Genomic DNA, 22,647 nt, shown 5'->3' on the forward strand with positions numbered 1-22,647 from the left:
TTACGCCTCCGCTTCAAACCAACCACGCACAGTAGCAATTTCTTTTCGGTGACTGCCATCCGCACCCTTCTCCGTTTCCATGACAACAGCTGAGCTTCGTAAAAGCTTGGAGGACAATAAGCTTTTCAGCCCCTGCTCTCCAATATGTCCTTGTCCGATTCCAGCATGTCTGTCGCGTCTTGAGTCGAAAGGAAACTTAGAATCATTTAAATGAACAGCAACAAGATGTGGCCAAAATCCAAGTCGCTCTCCTCGTTCAAGGAAGTCTTCCGTTCGCTCAGGGTTCCAGATACCAGCTGCGTAAGCGTGACAGGTGTCCAAACAAAATCCTATTTTCTCCGAAAATTGGCTAAGCTCTCGAACTTTCACGAGTTCTTCAAGTGTAATTCCTTCATTTCCATGGTTGCCCGCTTGATTCTCTATAAGCAGCTTAGTACGTCCATCCCAGGACTGAAGCACCTCATTCATACATTGTATAATATTTTGATAGCCTTGTAACGGCTCCATTCCACCAAAATGTCCAAAATGAACAACGATGCCTAATGAACCACAAGCTTCTGCAATCTCCAGATCATTTAAGATAGAGGCTACATAAACCTTTCGTGGAGTAACATCATCTACACCAGCCGCCATGTTAATCCCATAGGGTGTGTGAGCAATCGAAGCAATCCCTTTGTCTTGGCAAAAGAGCGCACAATCCCTCGTATCTCTTACATCTACCTGTTTAAGTTTCAAACTACGCGGATTTTTAGGGAAATATTGAAAACATGTTGCACCGCTCTCCCAAGCGAATCGGGCAGCTCTCCCATAACCACCGCGAATGCTAACATGTGCCCCTATTTTGGAGCTATTCGTCATGCTGACAGTTTGGGCAATAAAACACTTTGCGTCCAGACTGCTCTGTTTTGATAATCGTTCCCCCATCACGAAGACAAGACTCGCCTTCACGATCATACACTTTACATTGATTATTATATGAACCTGTAACAGTATCCCCAGTCATAAACGGCATTTCCATGTACCCACCAATTTCAGTCGCCTCAGTCAGTACTTTTTGGATGCTCTCATAAAGACGGGCTATAGATTCAGTTGTTAAATTTTGTACTAGTGCAGAAGGTAAAAGCCTAGCTTCAAAGGCAATCTCATCAGCATAGCAATTCCCGACTCCAGCCATCACATGCTGATTTACTAACAGGCTTTTGAGCGCACCTCTCCGTCCCTTTAATAATGCAGTGAATCTTTCCAGCGTCATCCGACGATCCAGCAGCTCAGGTCCAAGCTTACCCATTGTGGCTTCGCTTTCCTTCACCGACAGCAAATGTATATAACCTAAGCGAAGTCCAATAAAGTAAAGGATATGATCTCCAAATGCGATTTCGACTTGTGTGTTACGATCCGGCCGTTCTTCCTCCGTGCCATAAAAAAGTATTCCACCAAGCATTAAATGTAAAAGTAGTCTTCGTCCATCATGAAGATGAAACAAAATATACTTGGCACGCCGCTCAACAAAAACAACACGCGCACCGATCAATGCATTTCTAAAAGCTTCTGTTTCCATATTAATTGATTTTTCTCTGTTCACGATTACATCAGATATTGGCACATTTATAATATGCTGACTAAGCAGCTTTCTATAATTCTCCATTTCCGGCAATTCCGGCATAGCTCATCGTCCCTTCTAGGTTGGTGAAGTAATAAGATCCTAGCTATTATACACCGAGAAACGTTTTAAGTTCAGTTAAATCGGCACAAATTTCATCCGGTGAGATTCCGGTAAGGTTTTTATAGTGGTCAAGATTTTCTGCATTGGTTAATCCGGTAAATACAAGAACTGTACGACAGCCCGCATTTACTCCAGCTGCTATATCTGTACGCATATTATCACCGACAACCACTGCATGTTCAGGCTCTATACCAAGAAGATCTGTCGCAAATTTGATTAAATGGGATTCCGGCTTGCCAATCACTACTGGACTCACTCCACTAGCAGCCTCGATGGCTGCTCCGATCGTACCTGCGCCAGGCATAATGCCATCATCTGATGGCAGCATTAAGTCTGGGTTAGTGAGTACAAACTTTGCTCCTCCCAGAATCCAGCGTGAAGCTTGCGAGAGCGACGTATAGTTGAAGGAGCGATCGATGCCTTGCAGTACATAATCGGGAGAGTCTGTGACGATGCGGAGCCCAGCTTCGGTACAAGCCACATGCAAACCCTCTTCTCCAAGTATCGCCACTGCAGCCCCAGGTGATTCCTCAGCTATGTAACGTGCGGCCGCCATTGATGAGGTACATACCTCCTCAGCTTTCGCATCGATTCCCATTCCACATAAATGTGCAGCCACATTAGCCGCTGTGCGCGATGAATTGTTGGTAACAAATAAAAAAGGAATGCCCGCTTCACGCAGACCTTTAATCAGTAAATCAGCACCAGGAATCATTTTATGCCCATGGTATAACGTACCATCTAAGTCAATCAATAATCCTTTAATCTGTTCCATTATAAATCCCTCTATTTCCATAAGAAATTTAATTAATGTGATAAATGAATAATGGTATTAATAAACATTTAACCTAAGCCCAGCTTGGATTTAGAATGTTTAATAATACTTTTTGTTGGTGGTATTGCCCGATTGTTTTCGGCAAGATTTCCAGCCATTCGTACCTCTTTCACACTGTAATTACTTTAAATCTAACACACTTCGTCGAATGAAATCGAACGAGAGACTCATCCAGCATTTTTTAGCATAGCACTGTCATTTCCTGCGCTTTCCCGGAAAATAATCATTTCCCCAATTGCCCGTTTTGTCTTCGATAAATTGGATATGTGCCGAATTCCTCCGCTAATAATGTCTCTGGAAAAATGAGTTCTGCTTCTTCCAGCAAAGGAATTAACTCTTCAGACGAACTGTAACGAGAGCTGAAATGAGTCAACAATAGTTGGCCTGCATTGGCTTCCTTTGCTAGCTCTGCAGCTTGACGTGCGGTACTGTGATGGTATTGATACGCCATTTCTGCCAGATCATGAGCAAAGGTTGCTTCATGAACGATAAGGTCTGCATGAAGTGAGAGTTCTAAAGCTCCTGAACAAGGTCTTGTGTCTCCCAAGATCGTAACAATACGCCCTCTTTTAGGTTCTCTAACAACATCAGCAGCGCAGATACGAACACCGTCATCCGTTATAACATCTTCACCTTTTTTTAATTTTCCATATAACGGTCCAGGCTTTAAGCCATAACTCTTTAGTAATTCCGTATTGAGGCTCCCAGGACTATCCTTTTCCGTTACCCGGTAACCATAGCTATCAATACGATGCTCTAATAATGCTGCCTCCACTTTAAAACCATCATCCTCAAATACCGTTCCTCCTGTATGCTCGACAATCTCAATCTTGTATGGAATTCGGGATTGGCTCACAGCTAAGGATATATCTAAGTATGCCTTCAATCCAGGTGGACCATAAACCGTTAAAGGAGAAGTCCCTCCCTGATAACCACGACTAGATAATAAACCTGGAAGACCAAATAGATGATCTCCGTGTAAGTGTGTAATAAATAGCTTTTCCAGCTTCCCTAGGCGAATCGGTGAGCGAAGAACCTGATGCTGAGTCCCTTCCCCGCAATCGAACATCCAAATGCTACGGCGTTCTTCCAGAAGTCTTAATGCAATCGACGTTACATTGCGTTGTATAGTTGGTACCCCTGCATTCGTACCTAAAAAATATAATTCCATCCTTTGTCCTCCCTTCGTCTTAACGGCTGAACAATCTCTTATCTATTCTAAACGTCCTTCTTCCAGCAAAAAACCCCCCAGTTACGGGAGGTTCCGCTGAAAGGGATACAATCCCCCTACAGACCGGGTGTATAAATGAAAGAATTACAGCTTCTCTACATTAAAATACTGCGCTTCTGGATGAGCGAATACCATCGCTGAAACGGAAGCCTCAGGCTCCATCATAAAGCCTTCTGTAAGGTGAACACCGATATCCTCTGGGGATAATAGTTTAAATAGTGGTCCCTGATCTTCCAGATCTGGGCATGCAGGATAACCAAAGGATACACGAATCCCTTGATATCTTGCCCCATGTCTTTGTTTCATGGTCATATCTGCAGGATCTGGGAAGCCCCATGTATCACGCATCATGTGATGAACACGCTCCGCTAATCCTTCTGCTACTTCCAGCGCTACAGATTGTAACGCATGTGAGCGTAAATAATCGCCATTATCCTTAAGGGCTGTAGAGAGCTCACGAACACCGTGTCCCGCTGTTACCACGAGGAATCCAACATAGTCCATCATTCCACTGTCGACCGACTTCAAAAAGTCCGCTAGACAGAGATAAGGCTCAACACCTTGTCTTGGGAAAGTAAAGGTATGCAGAATCTCGGCTGTATTCTGTGGATTATACACGATAATATCGTTACCACTTGATTGTGCCGGAAAGAATTGATACATCGCATGAGGAGTAATCGTACCTTCCAGCATCGCTTGATGTAGAATGTCATCGACAGTACCTTTCAACTCCACAGTCCGCTTATCACCAGCAGCTAATTGCGCCTCTACAGAACCTCGTAGCCCCAGATGGTGACCGAGCAGCATTTGCATGTTCACATAAGGGATAATATGCCCCAATGGATAATTACGAATGACATGGCGCTCTAAATCGGGTGGAACAAATACAGGTGCATCTGGAGAAATTTTGGAGCGTACAGCTCTAGTCAGCGTAGGAAGCTCTTGCTTAGGAGCAACTGCCACTGCGGATTCTGCTTCCACTCGAATTTCCTCGGCAATTTTCTCCCGTTCAACAGGATTCATAAGCCGATTAGCAATATCGAGTCCATCCATAGCATCCTTAGCATATAATACCAGTCCATCATATTCCGGCCGGATACGTGTTTTGGTGAACTTTCGGGTCAAGGCAGCACCACCTACCATAATAGGCACATCAATCCCAGCCGTGCGTAGGTCTTGCGCAGTCAGCACCATCTGCTGTGCCGATTTTACAAGTAGTCCAGACAATCCGATCGCATCGGCTTTTTCACGACGAAACGCTTCGATAATGGTCTCAGGTGGTACTTTTATACCCAAATTAATGATCTGATAACCATTATTGGATAAGATGATCTCCACCAGATTCTTACCTATATCATGCACGTCGCCTTTTACAGTTGCCAGCATGATCTTACCTTTTACCGATGTCTCATCCTTCTTCATAAACTGCTCTAAATGACCAACAGAAGCCTTCATTACTTCAGCGCTTTGCAGCACCTCAGCAACAATCAACTCATTGTTATTAAACAGCCGTCCAACCTCTGACATTCCGGCCATTAGCGGGCCATTGATAATCTCCAAAGGTCCTGATTTGGTAAGCGCCTCATTAAGGTCTGGAATAAGTCCTTCTTTGGTGCCTTCAACTACATATGAAGCCAGACGCTCTTCTAGTGACAGGTTAGAAATTTTCTCTTTTTTCTCAACCTTTTTCCCTCGGAAGGCGGCTACAAAAGCAGCAAGCGTGTCGTCATTCGTATTATAAATTAATTCCTCCGCAAGACGACGGTCTTCAGCAGGAATAGACGCATAACGCTCTACCTTCTCGGTATTTACGATCGCATAATCCAATCCAGCTTTAGTGCACTCATAGAGGAATACTGAATTCAGCACTTCACGTCCTGCTTCCGGTAATCCAAAGGAAACGTTGCTGATCCCCAAGATCGTATGAACACCTGGAAGTGCTTCTTTGATTAAACGAATCCCATCAATAGTTTCTTTAGCAGAGCCAATATATTGTTCATCCCCGGTTCCTACAGGGAACACAAGCGTGTCGAAAATAAGGTCTTCTCCAGCTAATCCGTATTTGTTCACTAGTAAGTCGTAGGAGCGTTTGGCAACTTCCAGTTTGTCCGTAGCCTTAATTGCTTGTCCTGTCTCATCAATCGTACCCACTACGATAGCTGCACCATACTTATGAATCAATGGAGTGACCAGCTCAAATTTTTCTTCACCATCTTCAAGGTTAATGGAGTTAATTATCGCCTTACCTTGACAGTACTGTAATGCCAGATCAATAACCTTCGGATCGGTAGTATCGATCATCAAAGGAACTTTAACCTTTTTTACAACTAATTCTAGAAACAGCTTAATATCTTCAATCTCATCACGGTCTGGATCTTGCACGCAGACGTCGATAACTTGAGCACCACTCTTCACCTGTGCACGGGCAATTTCTGAGGCTTCCTCATATTTACCTTCGACGATAAGACGTTTAAACTTACGCGACCCTAATACATTCGTACGTTCACCAACCATGTATGGACGGTTGTCGTTCTCAATATAAATAGGTTCAATCCCTGAAAGTGCCGGTGGATGATTTCCTGCAAGCGGACGTGGAGGGAATTGTGAAAGTGCCTCCGACATAGCACGGATATGTTCCGGTGTCGTTCCGCAACAACCTCCCGCAATGTTAAGCCATCCCTTTTCTGCAAACGCAGCAATTTTACGCGCAAGAGAATCAGGAGATTCATGATAATGCCCATTCTCATCTGGCAGTCCAGCGTTCGGATAACAACTCACAGCCGCTGAAGAGATTGCAGAAAGTGAACGAATATGATCACGCATGAACTCTGGACCCGTCGCACAGTTCAGACCTATAGAGATAGGCTTCAGATGTTCTAAAGAAATATAGAATGCTTCAATGTTCTGACCAGCAAGTGTGGTACCCATCGGCTCTATTGTTCCCGAAATCATCACTGGCAATTTGATACCCGTCTTCTCAAATGCATTTCGAATACCTATACTTCCAGCTTTCACGTTCAGCGTATCCTGAGAGGTCTCTAGCAATAACGCATCTACTTGACCATCAATCAATGCCACTGCCTGTTCCTCGTAGCTATCAACGAGCTCTTGGAAAGTGACGCCTCCTGTAACAGAGAGTGTCTTTGTTGTAGGACCCATCGCACCTACGACATAGCGGGGACGATCTGGTGTATCATATTTATCAACGGCATTGCGAGCTAGCTTTGCTGCAACCAGATTAATTTCACGAGCCCGCTGCGGAATATCATATTCAGCAAGTACAACAGACGTTGCACCAAATGTATTCGTTTCAATGAGATCAGCACCTGCTTCTAGATACTGCTCATGAATCGTCTGAATTACTTCTGGACGAGTTAATACTAGCATTTCATTACAGCCGTCCAATTCTTCCCCACCAAAATCCTCACCTGTCAGAGGCACCTGTTGGATCATTGTGCCCATTGCACCATCTAGAATTAATATTCTTTGTTGTAAGCTTTCCTCAAGTGTATATTTAGCCAACGTATAGTCCCCCCAGTAAAACATTAGAGTAAGTTTAGCAGAATAAAGGAATTTCGAAAAGCCTTCCTTTCCACTCTGCATTATCTGTAATCATAGGAATTGCTATTCTTTTAATTATGGTTTTACAGAGAGTTCTTTATTAGGCATAGAATGCTGAGTTCTAGCAGTTACGTGTGATGTAACAATATATTGTCCTTCTTTCGTTAGTGTTCCCTCTGCTTGATAGATTCCATCACTGACTAGCTTCCCTTTAAATTCAATTTTCTGTTCACTATCATCTTTACTCACAATTTCGAACAGAACCTCTTTCGCATCATCTACTGCCAAGTTGTCTTGCGTCACTACTGCTTCAAAGGTCACCTTCTGATTTACAACAACCTCTTCAGGATTCCAATGTAACTCGACCTTGATAGGTTCCATAGACATGTCCATGTTCATATTCATATTATGTACGCCAGAATGTTTAGTTTGGTCTGATGAACATCCTCCCAATACTAAAAGTGTTGCACCTAATAATAAAGGAACTATTGTTCTTGAAATCTTCATTTAGATTCCTCCCAGTCGAATTGATTACTAAGAATCTACCAATTCATGTTATACATTCTCCATCTATTATACACATTATTATTGGTTTTTCAGTATTTCGCATCAATTCAGCGAAACTCTTGTGACTTAAATCATATACTAGTAAATCTCATCTATCATATTAAATATGATGTAGATATAAAAAAGACAGCAAGTCTCCTAGATACCTAGGAACTCACTGCCTTCTTAAAGCTTAAATGAATGAAATTTTATAAAGATTGGACTAATGAAAGAAGCTCTCCAAGATGTTTGATTTCATAATCCGGCTGAATTTCCGGATCTGGCTGTTTGCCTTTTCTGTTAATCCAAACTGTAGTCAAACCTGTTGCCAGCCCACCACGAATATCCGTTGTAAGCTTATCTCCGACCATAACTCCTTGCTCAGGTGCAATATCTAAAAGTTCTAGGGCATGCAGAAAAATTTCCTTATCCGGCTTTCCTTTTCCGAAGCTTCCAGAAATCACGATGTGATCAAAGAAAGGAACGATTTCAGGTACGCCATCTAGTTTCTCTTGTTGCAATGCAGGGCATCCATTAGTCAGAAGCAATAGCTTCACTTTCCCCTTCAGTTCTTCAAGCACCTGAATCGTTTCTTCATAGATGTAAGGTCGATTTCTACGCTCTGCTGCGAATTTGGCTGCTAATGTCTCAGCAAGAGCTTCGTCCTCTACACCAAGTGCTGCAAGACCACGACGCCATGCCTCTTTACGATATCCCGGTGCAAGCTGCTCCAATTGACGGAATTCCGGCTGTTCACCTGCAGTAAAGTTCCCCCAAAGTGCTTCAAACGGATTAATCCCAATCATCTTTGTAAACGGGTTCGTTTCGTAGGATTCATATAGTCCAATGGCTTCTTTACGCACCGCAAGTTCCAGTTCTTGTGGATCAATCGTATCCCCAGCGGCTTCACATGCAGAACGAAATGCTTCATTAACGCTCCGATCATCCCAGAGCAGTGTATCATCAAGGTCAAATAGTACGGCGGAAATTGGCATTACAGGTCTCCCTCTCCCATGGCTGGTTAATTTCTATTCGTGAACTACTTCAATTTGGTGAGCTTTTGCGAATGCTTCCAGTCGAGTCCCCATCGCATGTGTATCATAACGATTCATAAGTCTGGTAAAAATCCATTTCGTGCGTTTGCCTTTATGCTTAATTACAACAGCTCCACGCGAAAGGATGATTTTCTCAATATCAGAAGCTGGCAGATACCGTTCGCGGTTGAATTTTATAGTAGATAGTCTAGCATTCTCTACCTTCAAGTACGGACGTCGGAAGAACAAAAGTGCCGCTAGTAAGTAGTACAAAACGACTCCTAGCCAATTCATAAGCATACCATTACCTTTGGCCTGGTCCACTGAACCAATCATCCAAAACATAGTACCAAGCACTAATAACACTACTGGAAATGCAATGTTACGGCCTTTAAAGGTTTCGCTGTTCTTACCAGGAGATTTAGATTTAGATGCGTAAATCGTTTCCTTCCCCTGTTTCTTTCTTTGCTTATTAATTTGCTGCGTGTTGCGTTGAACCATTCTTTCCCAAGAACGGGCCATATGCGTTCCCCCTAGTCATCCAGTAATATCTATGAAAAGGAACAGGGTGTTAATGCTTACGCCCCTTGTTACCTTGTTCATGCTCATCATTATCGACCAATTCAATCGTATTCAATTGTGCTCGGAAGTTATTGCGAATATTCCCCAAATAAATTTCACGAAGCTTGGCGCGTTCCGCCGTTTCCTCTTGATTAAGGCCTACGCTCTTCTGTTTGCGTGCCAATTCGTTAATACGCGCGACCAACTCATCAATATTCAAAACTTTCCCTCCCCTTATAAATTAATTCTAACTCTGCCATGAGAAAAAGAGCTTGTCAAGGTTTACTCCCTGCAAGCTCTTCATGTCCTCTTATTATGTTCTTAGAATATTAATATATAGGTAAAGTGAGAATATCTCCAGCATTAATCTGACTACCTTTAATGCCATTGAATTTTTTAATTCCTTCTATATATACAGCCGTTTTCATATCAGAAGGTTTATTCTCAAGAGCAATACTCCAAAGTGTATCTCCACGTTCAACCACTACGCGCTTCTCATCCTTCATTAAAGTAGTAGATCCTGCAAATACATTACCTACTACTGTAAGTCCTGATAGTACGAGCACAATGATCAATGTCAGTTTAATAACAAAATCTCTACGGAACAAACGCATCAAGCCTTCAAGTAAAAGCTCTGTAATCTCTTTAATCTGAGCTGAATAACGGGTAATAGGATTATGTCCTAAAGATTCAACCACTGGGGCTTTATCGTAGATGCTGCGGTATGTACTGTATTTTAACATGAATATCATCCTCCAAACACTTGTTCTTACTTTTGAAATTATAATAACACGAACATGTGTTTTGTTCAATACTATTTTAGAACAATTGTTCTCTTTTTTTCAGAGGTTAATATTTACCATATTCTTCATATAAAGAATCACTCTTATTGTTTAGATGAAGGAAACGCAATCAATACAAGACTACCATTTATTAACTCTTTCGAATTAATATTTATAATAGTTAGAACTTATGTTTGTGCGAACGGTAGTTCTATGTTATAATTTTCCCAAACATTACTATATGGGGTTGATTCCAATGTCAAAGATTTCAAGTCGCCAGCTGGCGATCCTGGAATTTATACGTAGCGAAGTCCGCAGCAAGGGTTATCCTCCTTCCGTCCGGGAGATTGGAGAAGCTGTTGGTCTTGCTTCCAGCTCCACAGTTCACGGTCATTTAGATCGGCTAGAGAAGAAGGGACTTATCCGTCGAGATCCAACGAAGCCTCGTGCGATAGAATTGCTTGGCCAAGAGGATTCCGAGAATGTCCATCATTTCGCGCAAACCGTCGCGCGCATTCCTGTCGTAGGTAAGGTTACCGCCGGGGTTCCTATCACTGCTACTGAGAATATTGAAGACTACTTCCCGCTTCCAACTCACTATGTTGGAGATAACAAAGTATTTATGTTATCGGTTCAAGGTGACAGTATGGTCGAAGCTGGGATTATGAATGGCGACTATGTTATTGTTCGTCAACAACAAACGGCTGATAACGGAGATATCGTTGTAGCTATGACCGAAGAAGATGAAGCAACCGTTAAGACTTTTTATAAAGAACGTGATCATATACGTCTTCAGCCGGAGAATCCGGCGTACGAGCCTCTTCGCCTTAATCGCGTGACCATTCTCGGCAGAGTTATCGGATTATTTCGAGATATCCACTAAGTATGCACTCCTACCAAGCGAAAACGGATACCGCCCTTTAAAGGACGGTATCCGTTTCTACGAGAAGTATAAGGATAGGGTATATCGTAAAAATATATACTTTCTTTTATTTTTTAAAAGCTGTTCTGCAAATGCAGAACAGCTTTTTTATTGTTATCAAACTCCATTTATCAATTACAGAACATTTGTTCTTATGGGCTAAAATGACCATTTTTAATGAATAACCGTTTAGGCATCCTCCTCATATCTTAATTAGAAAGGAGTGTTGCACAATGCCAAATTACCGGATTATAGTTGATCTGACGCAGCGTATGCTTTATCTTCTTGATAACGACATTGTGATCAGGGGCTTCCCAGTCGGAATCGGTAAAATGTTAACTCAATCACCACTCGGTGAATTCACAATCATTAACAAACAACCCGATCCAGGTGGTCCATTTGGGGTCTTTTGGATGGGTCTATCTAAGCCTCACTATGGGATACATGGAAATAATGATCCCTCATCCATAGGGCACGAAGTATCCCACGGTTGTATTCGTATGTACAATGAAGATGTGTTAGCACTAGCTGCGATTGTTCCGATTGGAACACGAGTAACGATCAGGAATTAAATCTATCTCTATAGATAAACACGCCTCACTCATGGTTCAATGGAGGGGGCGTGTTTGTATTTATGTATTTTTGATGACCTAATAGGAATTATGTGGTTATATGTCGAATAATGTTAACAGGATTTCAAATTGAAAGGAAGTGTCTCGTTTTGAACAACTCAAAAATTAGAACCCTCGTCGATTTTAAAGTCGATGCACTTGTTAAACTCTCTGGCTTATTGTTAAATAACGATCAAGCGAGTGGAAAAAAAGTAAATTTACTCACCTCATTCGGCAGTATTCAAGGGACCATATCCCCTTCCACCTCCAATAAAGAGGATGTTTTTGACTTAAAATCTCTAATGGATGATGTCATTGTAGATGAATACATATCTTATTTAGGTGCGGAACATCCCGATAAAAATTTCAGCTATAACTTTGTAGTCCTTAATGATGTTTCTGTAAGACCCTATACTCACTATGAATCTCCGATCGAATACAAACAGCTAATTGTTTATACCGATCAAATCACAGCCTTCAATTTCTTATGATTTTGACATAATTATTTTAAAAAGCTCTCAACAAAGCACTCCAGCAGTTGCCCCAATTTTGCACCCAGCTTGCAAAATCGCAGATCTGTGGGTGCTTTCTCTTTTTCTAATCAGTAGTCGTTTCCTAAATTCCCACGATTTTCGCTCTTAACAGATACTAGTAGAGAGAATTCAGGCATATCTTTCAATAAGCAATAAATCTTGCTCTACTGAGATCTTTGGAGGTGTGATTACATGCTGATTTTCTTAATGTATATGTTTGCCATTGTAGGAGGAGTCTTAATTCTAAGTGCCGTTATTATAGAATTAAAAAAACTATCTACTTCTTCTGAACTTTCTAAGCTGTTAAACGCAACCTCATCTTTTAATATTATATTCACCAAAACATTCATTCCGCCCAATCAATCTCACTTGATCGCCCTTAATGAACCTTATAAAAAAATAGCAATAGGTACCAGCAATCCAAAAACAAGCAAAAAAGCAATAGCAAAGCTATACTCGTTCGACAATATAATGGGATCAGAGATTGTTGTTAACGCACTAACCCTTTCAAAAGTATCTAAACGACAACAAAACAGCAAATCAACTGCTTCAAGTGCGGATATTAATGTGCTTAATAACGTTGACGAAGAGGCTGATGTTATCGAGGAACTTACGCTTAAAATATACATGAACAGCAATGAAATACCTGTGTATAGTATCTCCTTCTTGCCAGGCTTATTGCCCATTCAACAATCCGACAATCAGTACAAAGAAGCCTACTCCCAAGTCCAACAATTGCATGCATTCTTCAGGTCGATCGTATCCGAATAAATGCCCCCCTTCCACCTCTGATTACTTCACTTTACTTTACCCAATTAGAAATTTTGAAAACCTTAAGGAAAGACAAAAAACGGTCCTTTTGGGGGGGGCCGTTTTCGCTGCATCCAACATTCATTTTAAAATTGCACACTAAATCCGTTAAATTGGTGAATGCCCGTACCATGAGCAACAAGATCCCGTTCACGTAATTCACGAACTGCCTTCATAACCTCTTGCAAAATAGCTGGATCTAGACCCAACGTATTATGAGAGCCAAATATTTGTGATACACCTGGAATTTGTGCAATCTTTTCTAATGAAGCCACTAAATCAACAGGACTAGTAGAGGGATAAAAAGCATAAATTGGCGTAACATCATACAATAAATCCCCTGTAAACAGATACCCGTTCGCATGATCAAAGATGCTAATATGACCTGGCGAATGACCCGGTGTGTGGTAAATTTCTAATCTACGCCCGCCTAAATCAAGCACATCTCCCTCTCGCAATAGAGCCGTTGGTTTCCCTTGATAAGGTGTATACGTATTAGGATCAAACGTCTCAGGAACAGGAAGAGTAATATCTCGGCTCATATCTTTTCTGATCTGGGCAAGGGACAAACCTCGTATTCCATTAATCAGCCAATCCTCATCCTCTTTATGAACATAGATCGTCTCAAATTGTCCATGACTGCCTATATGGTCTGCATGCACATGCGTAGTGATGACAGCGATAGGTAAATCCGTTAACTGATCCGTTATTCTTTTTATATTATCGATGCCTAATCCCGTATCAATCAACACCGCTTGTTCTTTCCCTAACAACAAAAAAGAGTGCACCTTTTCCCAATGTCCATATTCACTGATTGCATAAGTAATTGGATCAATTTTCGTGACTGTGAACCATCGATCTTGAATCAAGTGTGATCCTCCATTCCGTTCCATTTCTCCCTTACCTGCTCTTCTCCTTTATAATAGTCCGCTTGTTGATCTGCCTGATAAATTTCTTGATAGGGGAGAATGTTGATTTTACCTGAGTCCGGATATTCGCAAACATCTATGCCCTGGTTCGTTCGGAGATCAAGATACTTGCAAGGGGCATCCGTATGATTATAAAGTTGATGCGCTCCTTCAGGTCCTATTTCAAAAAATAGTACATCACCTTCAGAAACCTCACTAAAACCCTCGGGAGTTCTTAACATCGCTTTTCCCGTCAAAATCACAAATATTTCTTCAGCGTTTCTATGAAAATGATAAGGAAAGGAATACTTATCTGGATCAAGCGATCTTATGTCGAAGACAAGATGTTTAGAATTAGCGATCTCAGCTAACCTCTCACTCGTATGCCAAGCAAACTCAGGGATCGGAGATAACTTTTGTTTAAATGAAACTGTATTTTCATTAAAAATCTTCGCCAAATATAACACCCCTCATCCATTACGCTTTTCTTTCAATATAATCGGTTTGGTACTTTATGTAAATGCAGATTATCAGATTTAATAATAAAAAAAGCCCCGCCAGCTTTGGCGAGACTCTTGTATGTGAAATATCCTATTTATTTTGAAGAACGATTTTGATTTCTCCATCTGAACTAAAACTTAAAACCGTGAAATCAGTATTGATTTCAAGTTCTTTCCAATCCTTAGGAAGCTGGTAAGCTAGTTTGCCACGAATTTTCTTTCCCGCAGCTAAAGCGCCGTCCATTGTTCCTACTTGACTATCCAAAGTATGAGCCAAGAGATCTTCATTTATGGAGAAGCTGTCTTGGTATGCATTGAACATTAGCATAGAGCTTACCATATAATCTTTACTGGAAATATTCTCAAGTATAATTCCGATTTCTACAAACTCATTACCCTCTGATGGTTGTACATAATCATTTCCTTTAGGCTTTTCCAGAGACTCAACTGTAAGCTTAAAATTCTTAGTTGTGATGGTTTGTCCAACTTCAGTTATCATCGTTTCCTTTGGCTCTTCTGCAGGCTTGCTGGTAGGCTTTTCCTTTTCGACCGGTTTCTCTGTTGCTGCAGTATCATCTACCTTTGCCACTGCTGGTTCTGATTTTGATACTGTAGGTTCACTATCATTCTTCTGTGATCCAATCACCCCTATTACAACAAAAACAATAATAAGCCAAAACCACCATTTTTTAAAAAAAGGTTTCTTTGTTTTCAATATTCTACTTCCTCTCAGATAATATCCATTTCCAACTTTTGCTAGGAAAATATACCCATATTATCCTATGAAAGATATACCTTTGCAAGAAAAATATAAAATAATGTCAGATGATAAGAATAATTGTGACTGTTGTATTAAATTCCATTTTACTAGAATTATAAATACAAAAAACCTCAACGGCAAAGACATCAAGGGTCTAAAGGTTCTTGTAAAAAGTCTTGTATTGCACTCTTTACCACTCTTGAACTTGAGTGAGGTAAATATCACATTAAATATACTACTCCAGCTATAGCCAAGGAAAGAACTCCTCCTAAAGCTGACCATTTCGCTACTTTGTTTTTAATTTTACGGTCTTCTTTGGATTCCGAATAAAAATTCCCTCTTTGCTGAGTACCTGTCGTAAATCCGCCAACACATATACCAGAGATCACAAAAAAAGCCAGTCCTATATATATGAATATGCGCATATTAGTGCTCCTCCCAGGAAAGTATTGGATATCTATATATAAGATATTCTAACATTATTCTCCACTACTATTGAAAAAATTAAAATGTTGTATGACGAGAATACACATAATCGAGGAATCATAGGTATGAGCTCAGGTGCTATTTTTGTGGCGATTGGTATTGCGGCCCTTCTGGTGTCTACTTAGTTTCTCAACTAACGGAGAAAGTCCTCTTCTTCGAGTTTTAGACTCAGTTGACGTTATTTACATAATAATCGTCTTTTGTGCAGGGTTTCGGACTCCAGTAACCTTATTGCTTCTTTAGAGCATAATTGGGTACTTTTCAGGCCAATAACTGCATCGCGGTCCGATAGCAACCTTGTATGCGAACCTATAAGCCTAATCAGACGACTAAATTAATACAGTTTGTCGTTATTCTCAAGAATATCCTCAAAAAGAAGGGAGTGCCTCAACAGCCATCGCTGACGGGGCACTCCCTTCTTAAATAAACATGCAACCATGCGCACCCCATTTTAAAGCTGTCCTTTAACAGTTTTTTTAATAGTCGTTTAAATCCTTTATCAAAAATCCCTGTCAACAGTTCATCATAAACTTTGTTCTTTCTCTGGATGTTCATTTCCTTACTCTGCAGATAACCGGCTTTCTGATCAACGAGCTTTCGCAAGAATCCGTGAACGATCTTATTATTAGCGAGGTTTGTAGCTTCTACCAGCGCCCCACCTGCTCCAGTGGTCATTCTCTCTCAGATAAATCATGCATAGCATCCTCAATAGCGTATTGTTCATGAGGTTGCAAACATCGTCCTTCCTCTTCTTCCTATTGAAACTCTACTTCATAGGCTGTCAGATATTCCATCCATGCTGGGGGCTTGCAGTAAAAATAAATTGTCTATGCCCGTCAGCCAATGCTTTTTGAGTTTCCTTGTATTTCATTCCACTGACCCCTTAATAACGAATGGTCTCTCTGCTGCTTTCCCTGTTGGGCGTCGATACTTTAGATCTAACCCTGCCTTTTCCTCTGGAGACAATTGCGAGTTTTTAATGACTCCTTGCCCACCGCCTGATGTTTCTTTCTCTTTGCTTATAATTCCTAAGTACCAATCGCTCATTAGGTATGACCTCCAGTTATAAAATCAATTGATGGTATGTATTTATTTAATTTATAATCAAGTTGGATGATGAGGGCTGTGCCTAATCTTTCTTTCTCGGCCTTTCCCCTACACTAAAAATTTGGAGAGGTTTTTTATTCGAATTAAGAGGTGAATTTTATGAACGGCAAGAAAGTTATCATTATTCTTTTGTCCATCTCTTTACTGGGTGTGATTGCTTACTTCGGAATAGCTTATGGATTACTATGGTATATCTTTAATGGGTAAGAACTGAAGATTATCCGGCCCCCGTTTTACTGGGATTACTCAGTCTGACTCGATGGCCAGACGGCCTGTAGTGCCACTTAAATTAATTCGTACTCACCTTGATCTAACCCATCACTCACATCGTAGAAAGGGCTGTACCCTGAAACATTTCCATTTGAGTGCATAACGCCATCATAAACCTGTCCTTTTTCGAATACTCGTCTCATATGGCCCCAATCATCCCAATAGATATCTTTCAAAGCTCGAAACTTGATCGGTTTGCTCATATCCTCTCCTCCCCCTTATACCTAAATGTGTGGGGTCTCAGCCCCCTAACCTTTATATCTCCCATAAGCTATATCAATGTTCACTTTGCTTCTCCGTTTATCATGTTGCTTCTGGATCGTGGCATGTAGCTCGTTGCATTACGGACAAAACTCAAACCAAGAGACTGTTGTGGCACACTCTTTGCAAATAGGCGTTATCACATGTTTCGTGGTATCTTCCTATCATCCGTCCCCGTTCATCTTTAGCAGAAGTCCATGAGTAACCGACTACAAAGTCACACAATTGAGTAGCTTCGTTCTTTCGGCAGAAGGTGCAGGGGTATTTCGGCATTACCGCGACCTTGCCCATTATCTCAGCCCCCTTATAGTTCAGTACAGCCAAACTATCTCTTATATCCTCCTTGTGGGAAAAGAGGGCTATTAACCCTCTCTGTCCATGTATCTTCGTAATGTGCATCAAATCTCGGTAAACTTGTAAATATTAACATTAAATTATAAAATCAAACAAAGGTGGTGTTAACAATGAACTTAGTACAATTCATGTTGGTTGGAGTAGGAGCCATTTTCTATTTCTCATTAGGAATCATCATTGTCAAGATATTACTTACAAGAAAATTACCAAGTAATAATTACACTCCATTTGACTACATCACGGCCTATTCTCATATTGAGTTTCACGATGAGAAAAAAGAGATAGAAGAAAATGCGGACCATGGTGATGATAAGGACAAAAACATCATTTCGTTATCAAAACGAACTTCTCTTCCCTGATTCGCAATATGTGGGAGAGGAGTGCTGTAACCTCCTCTATCCCTTAATGTCATGTATCTTCGTACTGCGCAGTAAATAACTTCAAATAAGTTCTTTTTTTTAGTTGTTATAATAAAACAATAACTATTAATGAGGTGTTATCTTGCAATATATTTTTTTAATACCATTGGCATTTGTTTGGGCAATTCCCTTGGTTTTACTGTTAAAAAAAGATTATCTAACTAAAAACAAGGTTTCAGATAAAAATGCTAGCATAGAGAAAAAATTAGACAGAATAATAGAATTGCTTGAAAAAGATAAGGGTGCATAATCACTTTTATCTTTTTTTATGTCGCAGTATGCGTCTACTGTGCCTTTGGGAGAGGAGAGATACTCCTACTCCCTTAATGATCTGGTGCGGCCCTCGTGTTGCTGGGTTTATGCTGTCGGACGATGGACAAACAGCTGTAAAATTATCATTTTTTAAATCCTCTCTGCGGATCGTTAATGCCGTAACCGGTCCGTAGCAGCCTACATCCTCTTTACGGTACTCTACAGGTCCGCTGCAGACGATGTGTCCGATATATGTAGGGAGCCTTACCTCTACTTGGTCACCTACTTTGACAGGAGATTCATTCCTATCAATTAATTCATTTGTCATCGGCTACTCCTTTTTCCTTTAACCTTTCTATTCCTTCCAAAGATAAATACTTAACTAGATCAGGTATTGTATCACACAAGAATGGATTACATTCGTTGTATCCTGCTATTCACGCGTCTGAATAACTGTATTGAAGCCATGCAATGCTCTTGTAGCTTTACTTTTTTAGACTTTTTCATTTAGCGAATCCCCCGATCTACTCTTTGACACTACTAAGTGTGATATATGCTGCCTCTGCCCTCTCTCGGGGGCAAATGTTTGTCTTATCCTTTACCTGTGTCATGCCTTGTTGCTCCCTTCCCCCAACAATTCACGTGCTTTACTTCCTCTGTCGCTCTTAACCTTTGAATGACCTCTACCGAAGCTTGGCAGTTCCCAATGTACTTGATTCGCATAGAACTCCAGTACCTCCCATTGTCGGGCTATGGTCTGCTGTACCTCCTTAAGTGCTATCCGATCCTATCTATGTTGTTCTAGACTGTTACTTATTGAGCGTTCATAAGTTTTGTTCAGTTGTTGTGACTCTTCTAGAGCAGCTAGTGCATCCATTAACTCAACTTCTTCTCTGCTCAATTTCCTTTTCGGGCTTGTCGTTCGGAAAAGCTGCGCGTTTCAAACTTCTTCTCCCTGAGAGCTATGAGCGTTGCCCATGGCTGAATGATGGTTATGGCTTTCATACTTCCCCTCCTATCTACTCTAAAAAAAGGCTCACAAGACTTGTTGGACAACATACTCTATAAATAAAAAAGGAGTGAGTCTCATGACAACACGAGCTCTTGATATGCGGATTTCGGAACATATGTCTGGGTTAGGGAGTGCAATTGAGTACGTATACGTCAACCCAATTTTGATTGGAGATTTGGGAATTCAAACATCTTCAATTGTAGGAACGCCAGATGCAAACAAGGTACGTATATGGTTGTCTGGTTCAGTAACTTTCTATAAAGCTTTCGATACACCAGATGAAACCTCAGTAACAGTCGTAATAGAAAGAAACGGAAACGGAATCCTTGGTTCTGGCACACTAATCTATGAATCGCAAGTCCGTCCAGGTCCTATAGAGAGTACAGCATCCACAATCTCCATAACCGCAGGAGATTTCCCCGATATTCCTACTGTTTCAAATGGTCAAATTCGCTATTCACTTTTTATTTACTCAGACTTAGAAGTTGGGAGAAACGGAATATGGATGGTAAATGCTGCGTTTAATGGAATAGCATTTGCAGGATGAAGGAAATATGTCAGAAAGAATTATTGTCTGATCAATTAGAAATTTCGAACTGCCAGAACCATGTCTTATTATCCGTCATTGGGGCTTATGCCCCTTATTTTTGTGTCACAGCTCAGCCTTGGCATTTATCTCAGATGCTCCTGCCTTAATTACCTGATTCATTGCTTTTCTGGTGAGCACTATGGTTCTTTGTTGATTCCTCCTCCAGGACAGGAGCTTTTGTTCTTCAAGCGCTTAATAAAACCGTGAGTTGTCGATATTGACTGGTGCCCCATGGCTACTGCAATTTCGCGTATGCTGGGCGGATAATGAATTTCAAATGAGAATTTATCAATAAAGTCGATGATTGCTTGCTGCTTTTTCGAAACGAATTCCTTCTTCAACCTTCTCTCATAAATAACTTTAATTCGTTGTTATAAGACATTTATAATCTTCAAATCGGTCATTTGGATGATAAGAACCCTGAGCAACATAGCCATTAAGAGCATCAGTAAACATTGCAGTGAAGGTTTTTAGATCCTCGGTTTCTAATGATTCCAAAAATCTAATTTCCTTTGCTCGGAGATCCCTGCCAGCAGCCGTTATGATTAGATCTGCTATAGGTTCAATCTGCTGCAGTCGTTCTTCTTTTGCCTTTTCTAACTCCAACTGCTTAGTATCCTCGAATGAAACTACATTTTCAGGGGGCATTACGGGGGCGCTCATTAACCTTCCACAAAACCTCCAAACCTTACCCACACAGAAAAAAACCCTTAACGCTTAGAGCGCCAAGGGCTGATTTATTCTAGTAAAGAGTCATGTATTGCGCTCTTTCCCACTCGTGAACTTGTGTGCGGTAGATATCCCATTCGATTTCTTTTAGCTCGTAGAAGTGAGCCAAAGCATGTTCGCCGAGAGCTTCGGTGATAACATGACTGCGGATCATTTCACTAAGTGCTTCTTTCAAATCGGATGGCAAGCTTGGGATGCCTTCTTCGATGCGCTCTTCTTCAGACATCACATAGATGTTACGGTCAATCGGAGCTGGAAGATCAAGCTTACGTTTAATTCCGTCAAGACCTGCTTTCAACATAACAGCAAGTGCGAGGTAAGGGTTAGCTGCTGGATCCGGGTTACGAACCTCAACACGTGTGCTAAGACCTCTAGAAGCCGGAATACGAATCATTGGGCTACGGTTACTTGCAGACCAAGCTACGTAGCAAGGTGCTTCATAACCAGGAACAAGGCGTTTGTATGAGTTCACTGTTGGGTTAGTAATCGCTGCAAAAGCACGAGCGTGCTTCAAAATACCAGCCATGTAGTAACGTGCAGTTTTGCTCAGACCCAGCTTGTCGCTTTCGTCGTAGAACATGTTTTCTTTGCCTTTAAACAAGGATTGGTGAGCGTGCATACCAGATCCGTTGATACCGAACAATGGTTTAGGCATAAAAGTTGCATGCAGGCCGTGCTGACGGGCTACCGTTTTCACGACGAGCTTAAAGGTTTGAATTTGGTCAGCAGCAGTAATCGCGTCAGCATATTTAAAGTCAATTTCATGCTGGCCCGAAGCTACTTCATGGTGGGAAGCTTCGATTTCAAAGCCCATTTCTTCAAGGGTCAGTACGATTTCACGACGACAGTTTTCCCCTAAATCCGTTGGCGCTAAGTCAAAGTATCCACCTTGGTCGTTCAATTCCGTAGTAGGATTTCCTCTTTCGTCTGTCTTGAATAGGAAGAATTCAGGTTCTGGTCCAACGTTCATAGCTGTGAAACCCATTTCTTCAGCTTCCTTCAGACAACGTTTGAGGATACCACGCGGGTCTCCAGCAAAAGGTGTACCATCTGGCATGTAGACGTCACAAATCAGACGAGCTACACGACTATCAGTCACCCAAGGGAAGATTACCCATGTATCTAGGTCAGGGAAGAGATACATATCAGATTCTTCAATCCGTACGTATCCTTCGATGGAAGAACCATCAAACATCATTTTATTATCAAGCGCTTTTTCCAATTGGCTAACTGGAATCTCTACATTCTTGATAGTACCTAATAGATCCGTAAATTGCAGACGAATAAAACGAACATTCTCTTCCTTGGCAATGCGTAAAATATCCTCTTTAGAAAAGCTCATGTGATCCTCTCCCTTTCGAACTTCTATATATTATTATTTATTAAAAAACCGGGATAACTCACCTTGAATCAGAGACACTTGTCCCGGTCTTTTACCGGAAACTAGTTCTTGCTTCAGCATTCGGTGAAGCTGGGAATCGGATAACTCTCTACGTCTTACCTCTGTATCAGGGGTAATAACAGTAGCTTCCTCGGATTCCTTAGAGACAGGATTCATTACTTGCTTAATGCCAGCAATATTAACACCCTTCTCGATCAGAGCTTTAATTTCTAATAGGCGCTCAACATCATTAAAAGAGAACAAACGCTGATTCCCCGACGTACGTGCTGGTACGATCAGACTGTGCTGCTCATAATAACGAATTTGTCTCGCGGACAAATCAGTCAGCTTCATTACAATTCCAATAGGAAATAGTGCCATATTTCTGCGGATTTCATCACCCATGACTCATCCAACCTTCCAATGATCTTTTTCTGATCTCATTGTACATTTCCTAATACAGCGTGTCA

Annotated in this window: 29 protein-coding genes and 1 pseudogene; 7 read left to right on the plus strand and 23 right to left on the minus strand. The window is 41.2% G+C overall.

The window, feature by feature from the left end:
- The 10 genes from NSS87_RS17345 to NSS87_RS17390 form a co-directional block, all read right to left on the minus strand.
- Positions 1-948, minus strand: a complete 948-nt coding sequence (locus NSS87_RS17345; RefSeq protein WP_339241610.1) for a deoxyribonuclease IV — start codon at positions 946-948, stop codon at positions 1-3.
- Positions 848-1,663 (minus strand): DNA-formamidopyrimidine glycosylase family protein, encoded by an 816-nt coding sequence (locus NSS87_RS17350; protein ID WP_042188834.1) that lies wholly within the window; start codon positions 1,661-1,663, stop codon positions 848-850. Before NSS87_RS17350 ends, NSS87_RS17345 begins: the two co-directional genes overlap by 101 nt.
- 46 nt (positions 1,664-1,709) lie before the next feature.
- Positions 1,710-2,498, minus strand: a complete 789-nt coding sequence (locus NSS87_RS17355) for an HAD-IIA family hydrolase (protein WP_076298751.1) — start codon at positions 2,496-2,498, stop codon at positions 1,710-1,712.
- A gap of 283 nt (positions 2,499-2,781) precedes the next feature.
- A complete protein-coding gene (gene rnz, locus NSS87_RS17360) occupies positions 2,782-3,729 on the minus strand; it encodes a ribonuclease Z (protein WP_076298752.1) in 948 nt (315 codons plus the stop codon).
- 144 nt (positions 3,730-3,873) lie between these two features.
- The gene (gene metH / locus NSS87_RS17365; RefSeq protein WP_339241612.1) at positions 3,874-7,311 is read right to left on the minus strand and encodes a methionine synthase; all 3,438 of its coding nucleotides are present in this window, start codon (positions 7,309-7,311) and stop codon (positions 3,874-3,876) included.
- Between the two features lie 114 nt (positions 7,312-7,425).
- A complete protein-coding gene (locus NSS87_RS17370) occupies positions 7,426-7,857 on the minus strand; it encodes a FixH family protein (RefSeq protein WP_052404319.1) in 432 nt (143 codons plus the stop codon).
- 248 nt (positions 7,858-8,105) lie between these two features.
- Positions 8,106-8,891, minus strand: a complete 786-nt coding sequence (locus NSS87_RS17375) for an HAD-IA family hydrolase (protein ID WP_042188841.1) — start codon at positions 8,889-8,891, stop codon at positions 8,106-8,108.
- Positions 8,892-8,924: 33 nt separating this feature from the next.
- Positions 8,925-9,452 (minus strand): hypothetical protein, encoded by a 528-nt coding sequence (locus NSS87_RS17380; RefSeq protein ID WP_339241616.1) that lies wholly within the window; start codon positions 9,450-9,452, stop codon positions 8,925-8,927.
- Positions 9,453-9,501: 49 nt separating this feature from the next.
- Positions 9,502-9,711, minus strand: a complete 210-nt coding sequence (locus tag NSS87_RS17385) for a DUF896 domain-containing protein (protein WP_042188845.1) — start codon at positions 9,709-9,711, stop codon at positions 9,502-9,504.
- A 109-nt stretch (positions 9,712-9,820) separates the two neighbouring features.
- Complete coding sequence (locus NSS87_RS17390; RefSeq protein ID WP_339241620.1) at positions 9,821-10,234, minus strand: LysM peptidoglycan-binding domain-containing protein; 414 nt, start codon at positions 10,232-10,234, stop codon at positions 9,821-9,823.
- Positions 10,235-10,529: 295 nt separating this feature from the next.
- On the opposite strand from NSS87_RS17390, the gene lexA reads away from it, so the two are divergent.
- The 4 genes from lexA to NSS87_RS17410 all read left to right on the plus strand — a co-directional run bounded on the left by lexA (position 10,530) and on the right by NSS87_RS17410 (position 13,110).
- The gene (gene lexA, locus NSS87_RS17395; RefSeq protein WP_042188849.1) at positions 10,530-11,156 is read left to right on the plus strand and encodes a transcriptional repressor LexA; all 627 of its coding nucleotides are present in this window, start codon (positions 10,530-10,532) and stop codon (positions 11,154-11,156) included.
- Positions 11,157-11,428: 272 nt separating this feature from the next.
- Positions 11,429-11,767, plus strand: a complete 339-nt coding sequence (locus NSS87_RS17400) for a L,D-transpeptidase (protein WP_042188851.1) — start codon at positions 11,429-11,431, stop codon at positions 11,765-11,767.
- Positions 11,768-11,916: 149 nt separating this feature from the next.
- The gene (locus tag NSS87_RS17405; protein WP_042188853.1) at positions 11,917-12,297 is read left to right on the plus strand and encodes a hypothetical protein; all 381 of its coding nucleotides are present in this window, start codon (positions 11,917-11,919) and stop codon (positions 12,295-12,297) included.
- A 234-nt stretch (positions 12,298-12,531) separates the two neighbouring features.
- Positions 12,532-13,110, plus strand: coding sequence for a hypothetical protein (locus NSS87_RS17410; protein ID WP_339241622.1), 579 nt, complete (start codon positions 12,532-12,534; stop codon positions 13,108-13,110).
- Positions 13,111-13,235: 125 nt separating this feature from the next.
- Here the strand turns inward: NSS87_RS17410 and NSS87_RS17415 are convergent, their stop codons facing one another.
- From NSS87_RS17415 to NSS87_RS17445, 7 genes are all read right to left on the minus strand, one after another.
- Positions 13,236-14,042 carry an MBL fold metallo-hydrolase gene (locus NSS87_RS17415; RefSeq protein ID WP_339241624.1) on the minus strand — a complete coding sequence of 269 codons (807 nt, stop codon included), beginning with the start codon at positions 14,040-14,042 and terminating at the stop codon, positions 13,236-13,238.
- On the minus strand, positions 14,015-14,515 hold the full coding sequence (locus NSS87_RS17420; protein WP_052404320.1) for a cupin domain-containing protein: 501 nt from the start codon (positions 14,513-14,515) through the stop codon (positions 14,015-14,017). Before NSS87_RS17420 ends, NSS87_RS17415 begins: the two co-directional genes overlap by 28 nt.
- Before the next feature lie 133 nt (positions 14,516-14,648).
- The gene (locus NSS87_RS17425; protein WP_339241626.1) at positions 14,649-15,272 is read right to left on the minus strand and encodes a DUF4352 domain-containing protein; all 624 of its coding nucleotides are present in this window, start codon (positions 15,270-15,272) and stop codon (positions 14,649-14,651) included.
- A gap of 266 nt (positions 15,273-15,538) precedes the next feature.
- A complete protein-coding gene (locus NSS87_RS17430) occupies positions 15,539-15,742 on the minus strand; it encodes a DUF5316 family protein (RefSeq protein ID WP_042188862.1) in 204 nt (67 codons plus the stop codon).
- Positions 15,743-16,190: 448 nt separating this feature from the next.
- The gene (locus NSS87_RS17435) at positions 16,191-16,478 is read right to left on the minus strand and encodes a phage portal protein (protein ID WP_339241629.1); all 288 of its coding nucleotides are present in this window, start codon (positions 16,476-16,478) and stop codon (positions 16,191-16,193) included.
- A 192-nt stretch (positions 16,479-16,670) separates the two neighbouring features.
- Positions 16,671-16,850, minus strand: coding sequence for a hypothetical protein (locus NSS87_RS17440; protein WP_339241632.1), 180 nt, complete (start codon positions 16,848-16,850; stop codon positions 16,671-16,673).
- 344 nt (positions 16,851-17,194) lie between these two features.
- Positions 17,195-17,383 (minus strand): hypothetical protein, encoded by a 189-nt coding sequence (locus NSS87_RS17445; RefSeq protein ID WP_076283523.1) that lies wholly within the window; start codon positions 17,381-17,383, stop codon positions 17,195-17,197.
- 522 nt (positions 17,384-17,905) lie between these two features.
- Here NSS87_RS17445 and NSS87_RS17450 point away from each other — a divergent pair.
- Positions 17,906-18,154 carry a DUF3951 domain-containing protein gene (locus NSS87_RS17450; protein ID WP_339241636.1) on the plus strand — a complete coding sequence of 83 codons (249 nt, stop codon included), beginning with the start codon at positions 17,906-17,908 and terminating at the stop codon, positions 18,152-18,154.
- A 142-nt stretch (positions 18,155-18,296) separates the two neighbouring features.
- Complete coding sequence (locus NSS87_RS17455) at positions 18,297-18,464, plus strand: DUF4083 family protein (protein WP_339241639.1); 168 nt, start codon at positions 18,297-18,299, stop codon at positions 18,462-18,464.
- 6 nt (positions 18,465-18,470) lie between these two features.
- Here the strand turns inward: NSS87_RS17455 and NSS87_RS17460 are convergent, their stop codons facing one another.
- Positions 18,471-18,794 carry a hypothetical protein gene (locus NSS87_RS17460; RefSeq protein ID WP_339241642.1) on the minus strand — a complete coding sequence of 108 codons (324 nt, stop codon included), beginning with the start codon at positions 18,792-18,794 and terminating at the stop codon, positions 18,471-18,473.
- 599 nt (positions 18,795-19,393) lie between these two features.
- Positions 19,394-19,471, minus strand: a pseudogene (locus NSS87_RS17465) (2-oxoglutarate dehydrogenase E1); the annotation flags it as partial.
- 83 nt (positions 19,472-19,554) lie between these two features.
- On the opposite strand from NSS87_RS17465, the gene NSS87_RS17470 reads away from it, so the two are divergent.
- Entirely contained in the window at positions 19,555-20,025 is a 471-nt protein-coding gene (locus NSS87_RS17470; protein WP_042188882.1) for a hypothetical protein, read from the plus strand.
- Positions 20,026-20,204: 179 nt separating this feature from the next.
- Here NSS87_RS17470 and NSS87_RS17475 read toward each other — a convergent pair whose 3' ends face one another.
- From NSS87_RS17475 to NSS87_RS17490, 4 genes are all read right to left on the minus strand, one after another.
- Entirely contained in the window at positions 20,205-20,408 is a 204-nt protein-coding gene (locus NSS87_RS17475) for a hypothetical protein (protein ID WP_339241646.1), read from the minus strand.
- Between the two features lie 19 nt (positions 20,409-20,427).
- The gene (locus NSS87_RS17480) at positions 20,428-20,715 is read right to left on the minus strand and encodes a hypothetical protein (protein WP_339241649.1); all 288 of its coding nucleotides are present in this window, start codon (positions 20,713-20,715) and stop codon (positions 20,428-20,430) included.
- Positions 20,716-20,809: 94 nt separating this feature from the next.
- Positions 20,810-22,138, minus strand: coding sequence for a type I glutamate--ammonia ligase (gene glnA / locus NSS87_RS17485; RefSeq protein WP_042128352.1), 1,329 nt, complete (start codon positions 22,136-22,138; stop codon positions 20,810-20,812).
- Positions 22,139-22,171: 33 nt separating this feature from the next.
- Positions 22,172-22,582, minus strand: a complete 411-nt coding sequence (locus NSS87_RS17490) for a MerR family transcriptional regulator (protein WP_042128355.1) — start codon at positions 22,580-22,582, stop codon at positions 22,172-22,174.
- Between the last annotated feature and the right edge of the window lie 65 nt (positions 22,583-22,647).

It is taken from the genome of Paenibacillus sp. FSL F4-0243 (genome assembly GCF_037963295.1).
Classification (GTDB): Bacteria; Bacillota; Bacilli; order Paenibacillales; family Paenibacillaceae; genus Paenibacillus_AQ.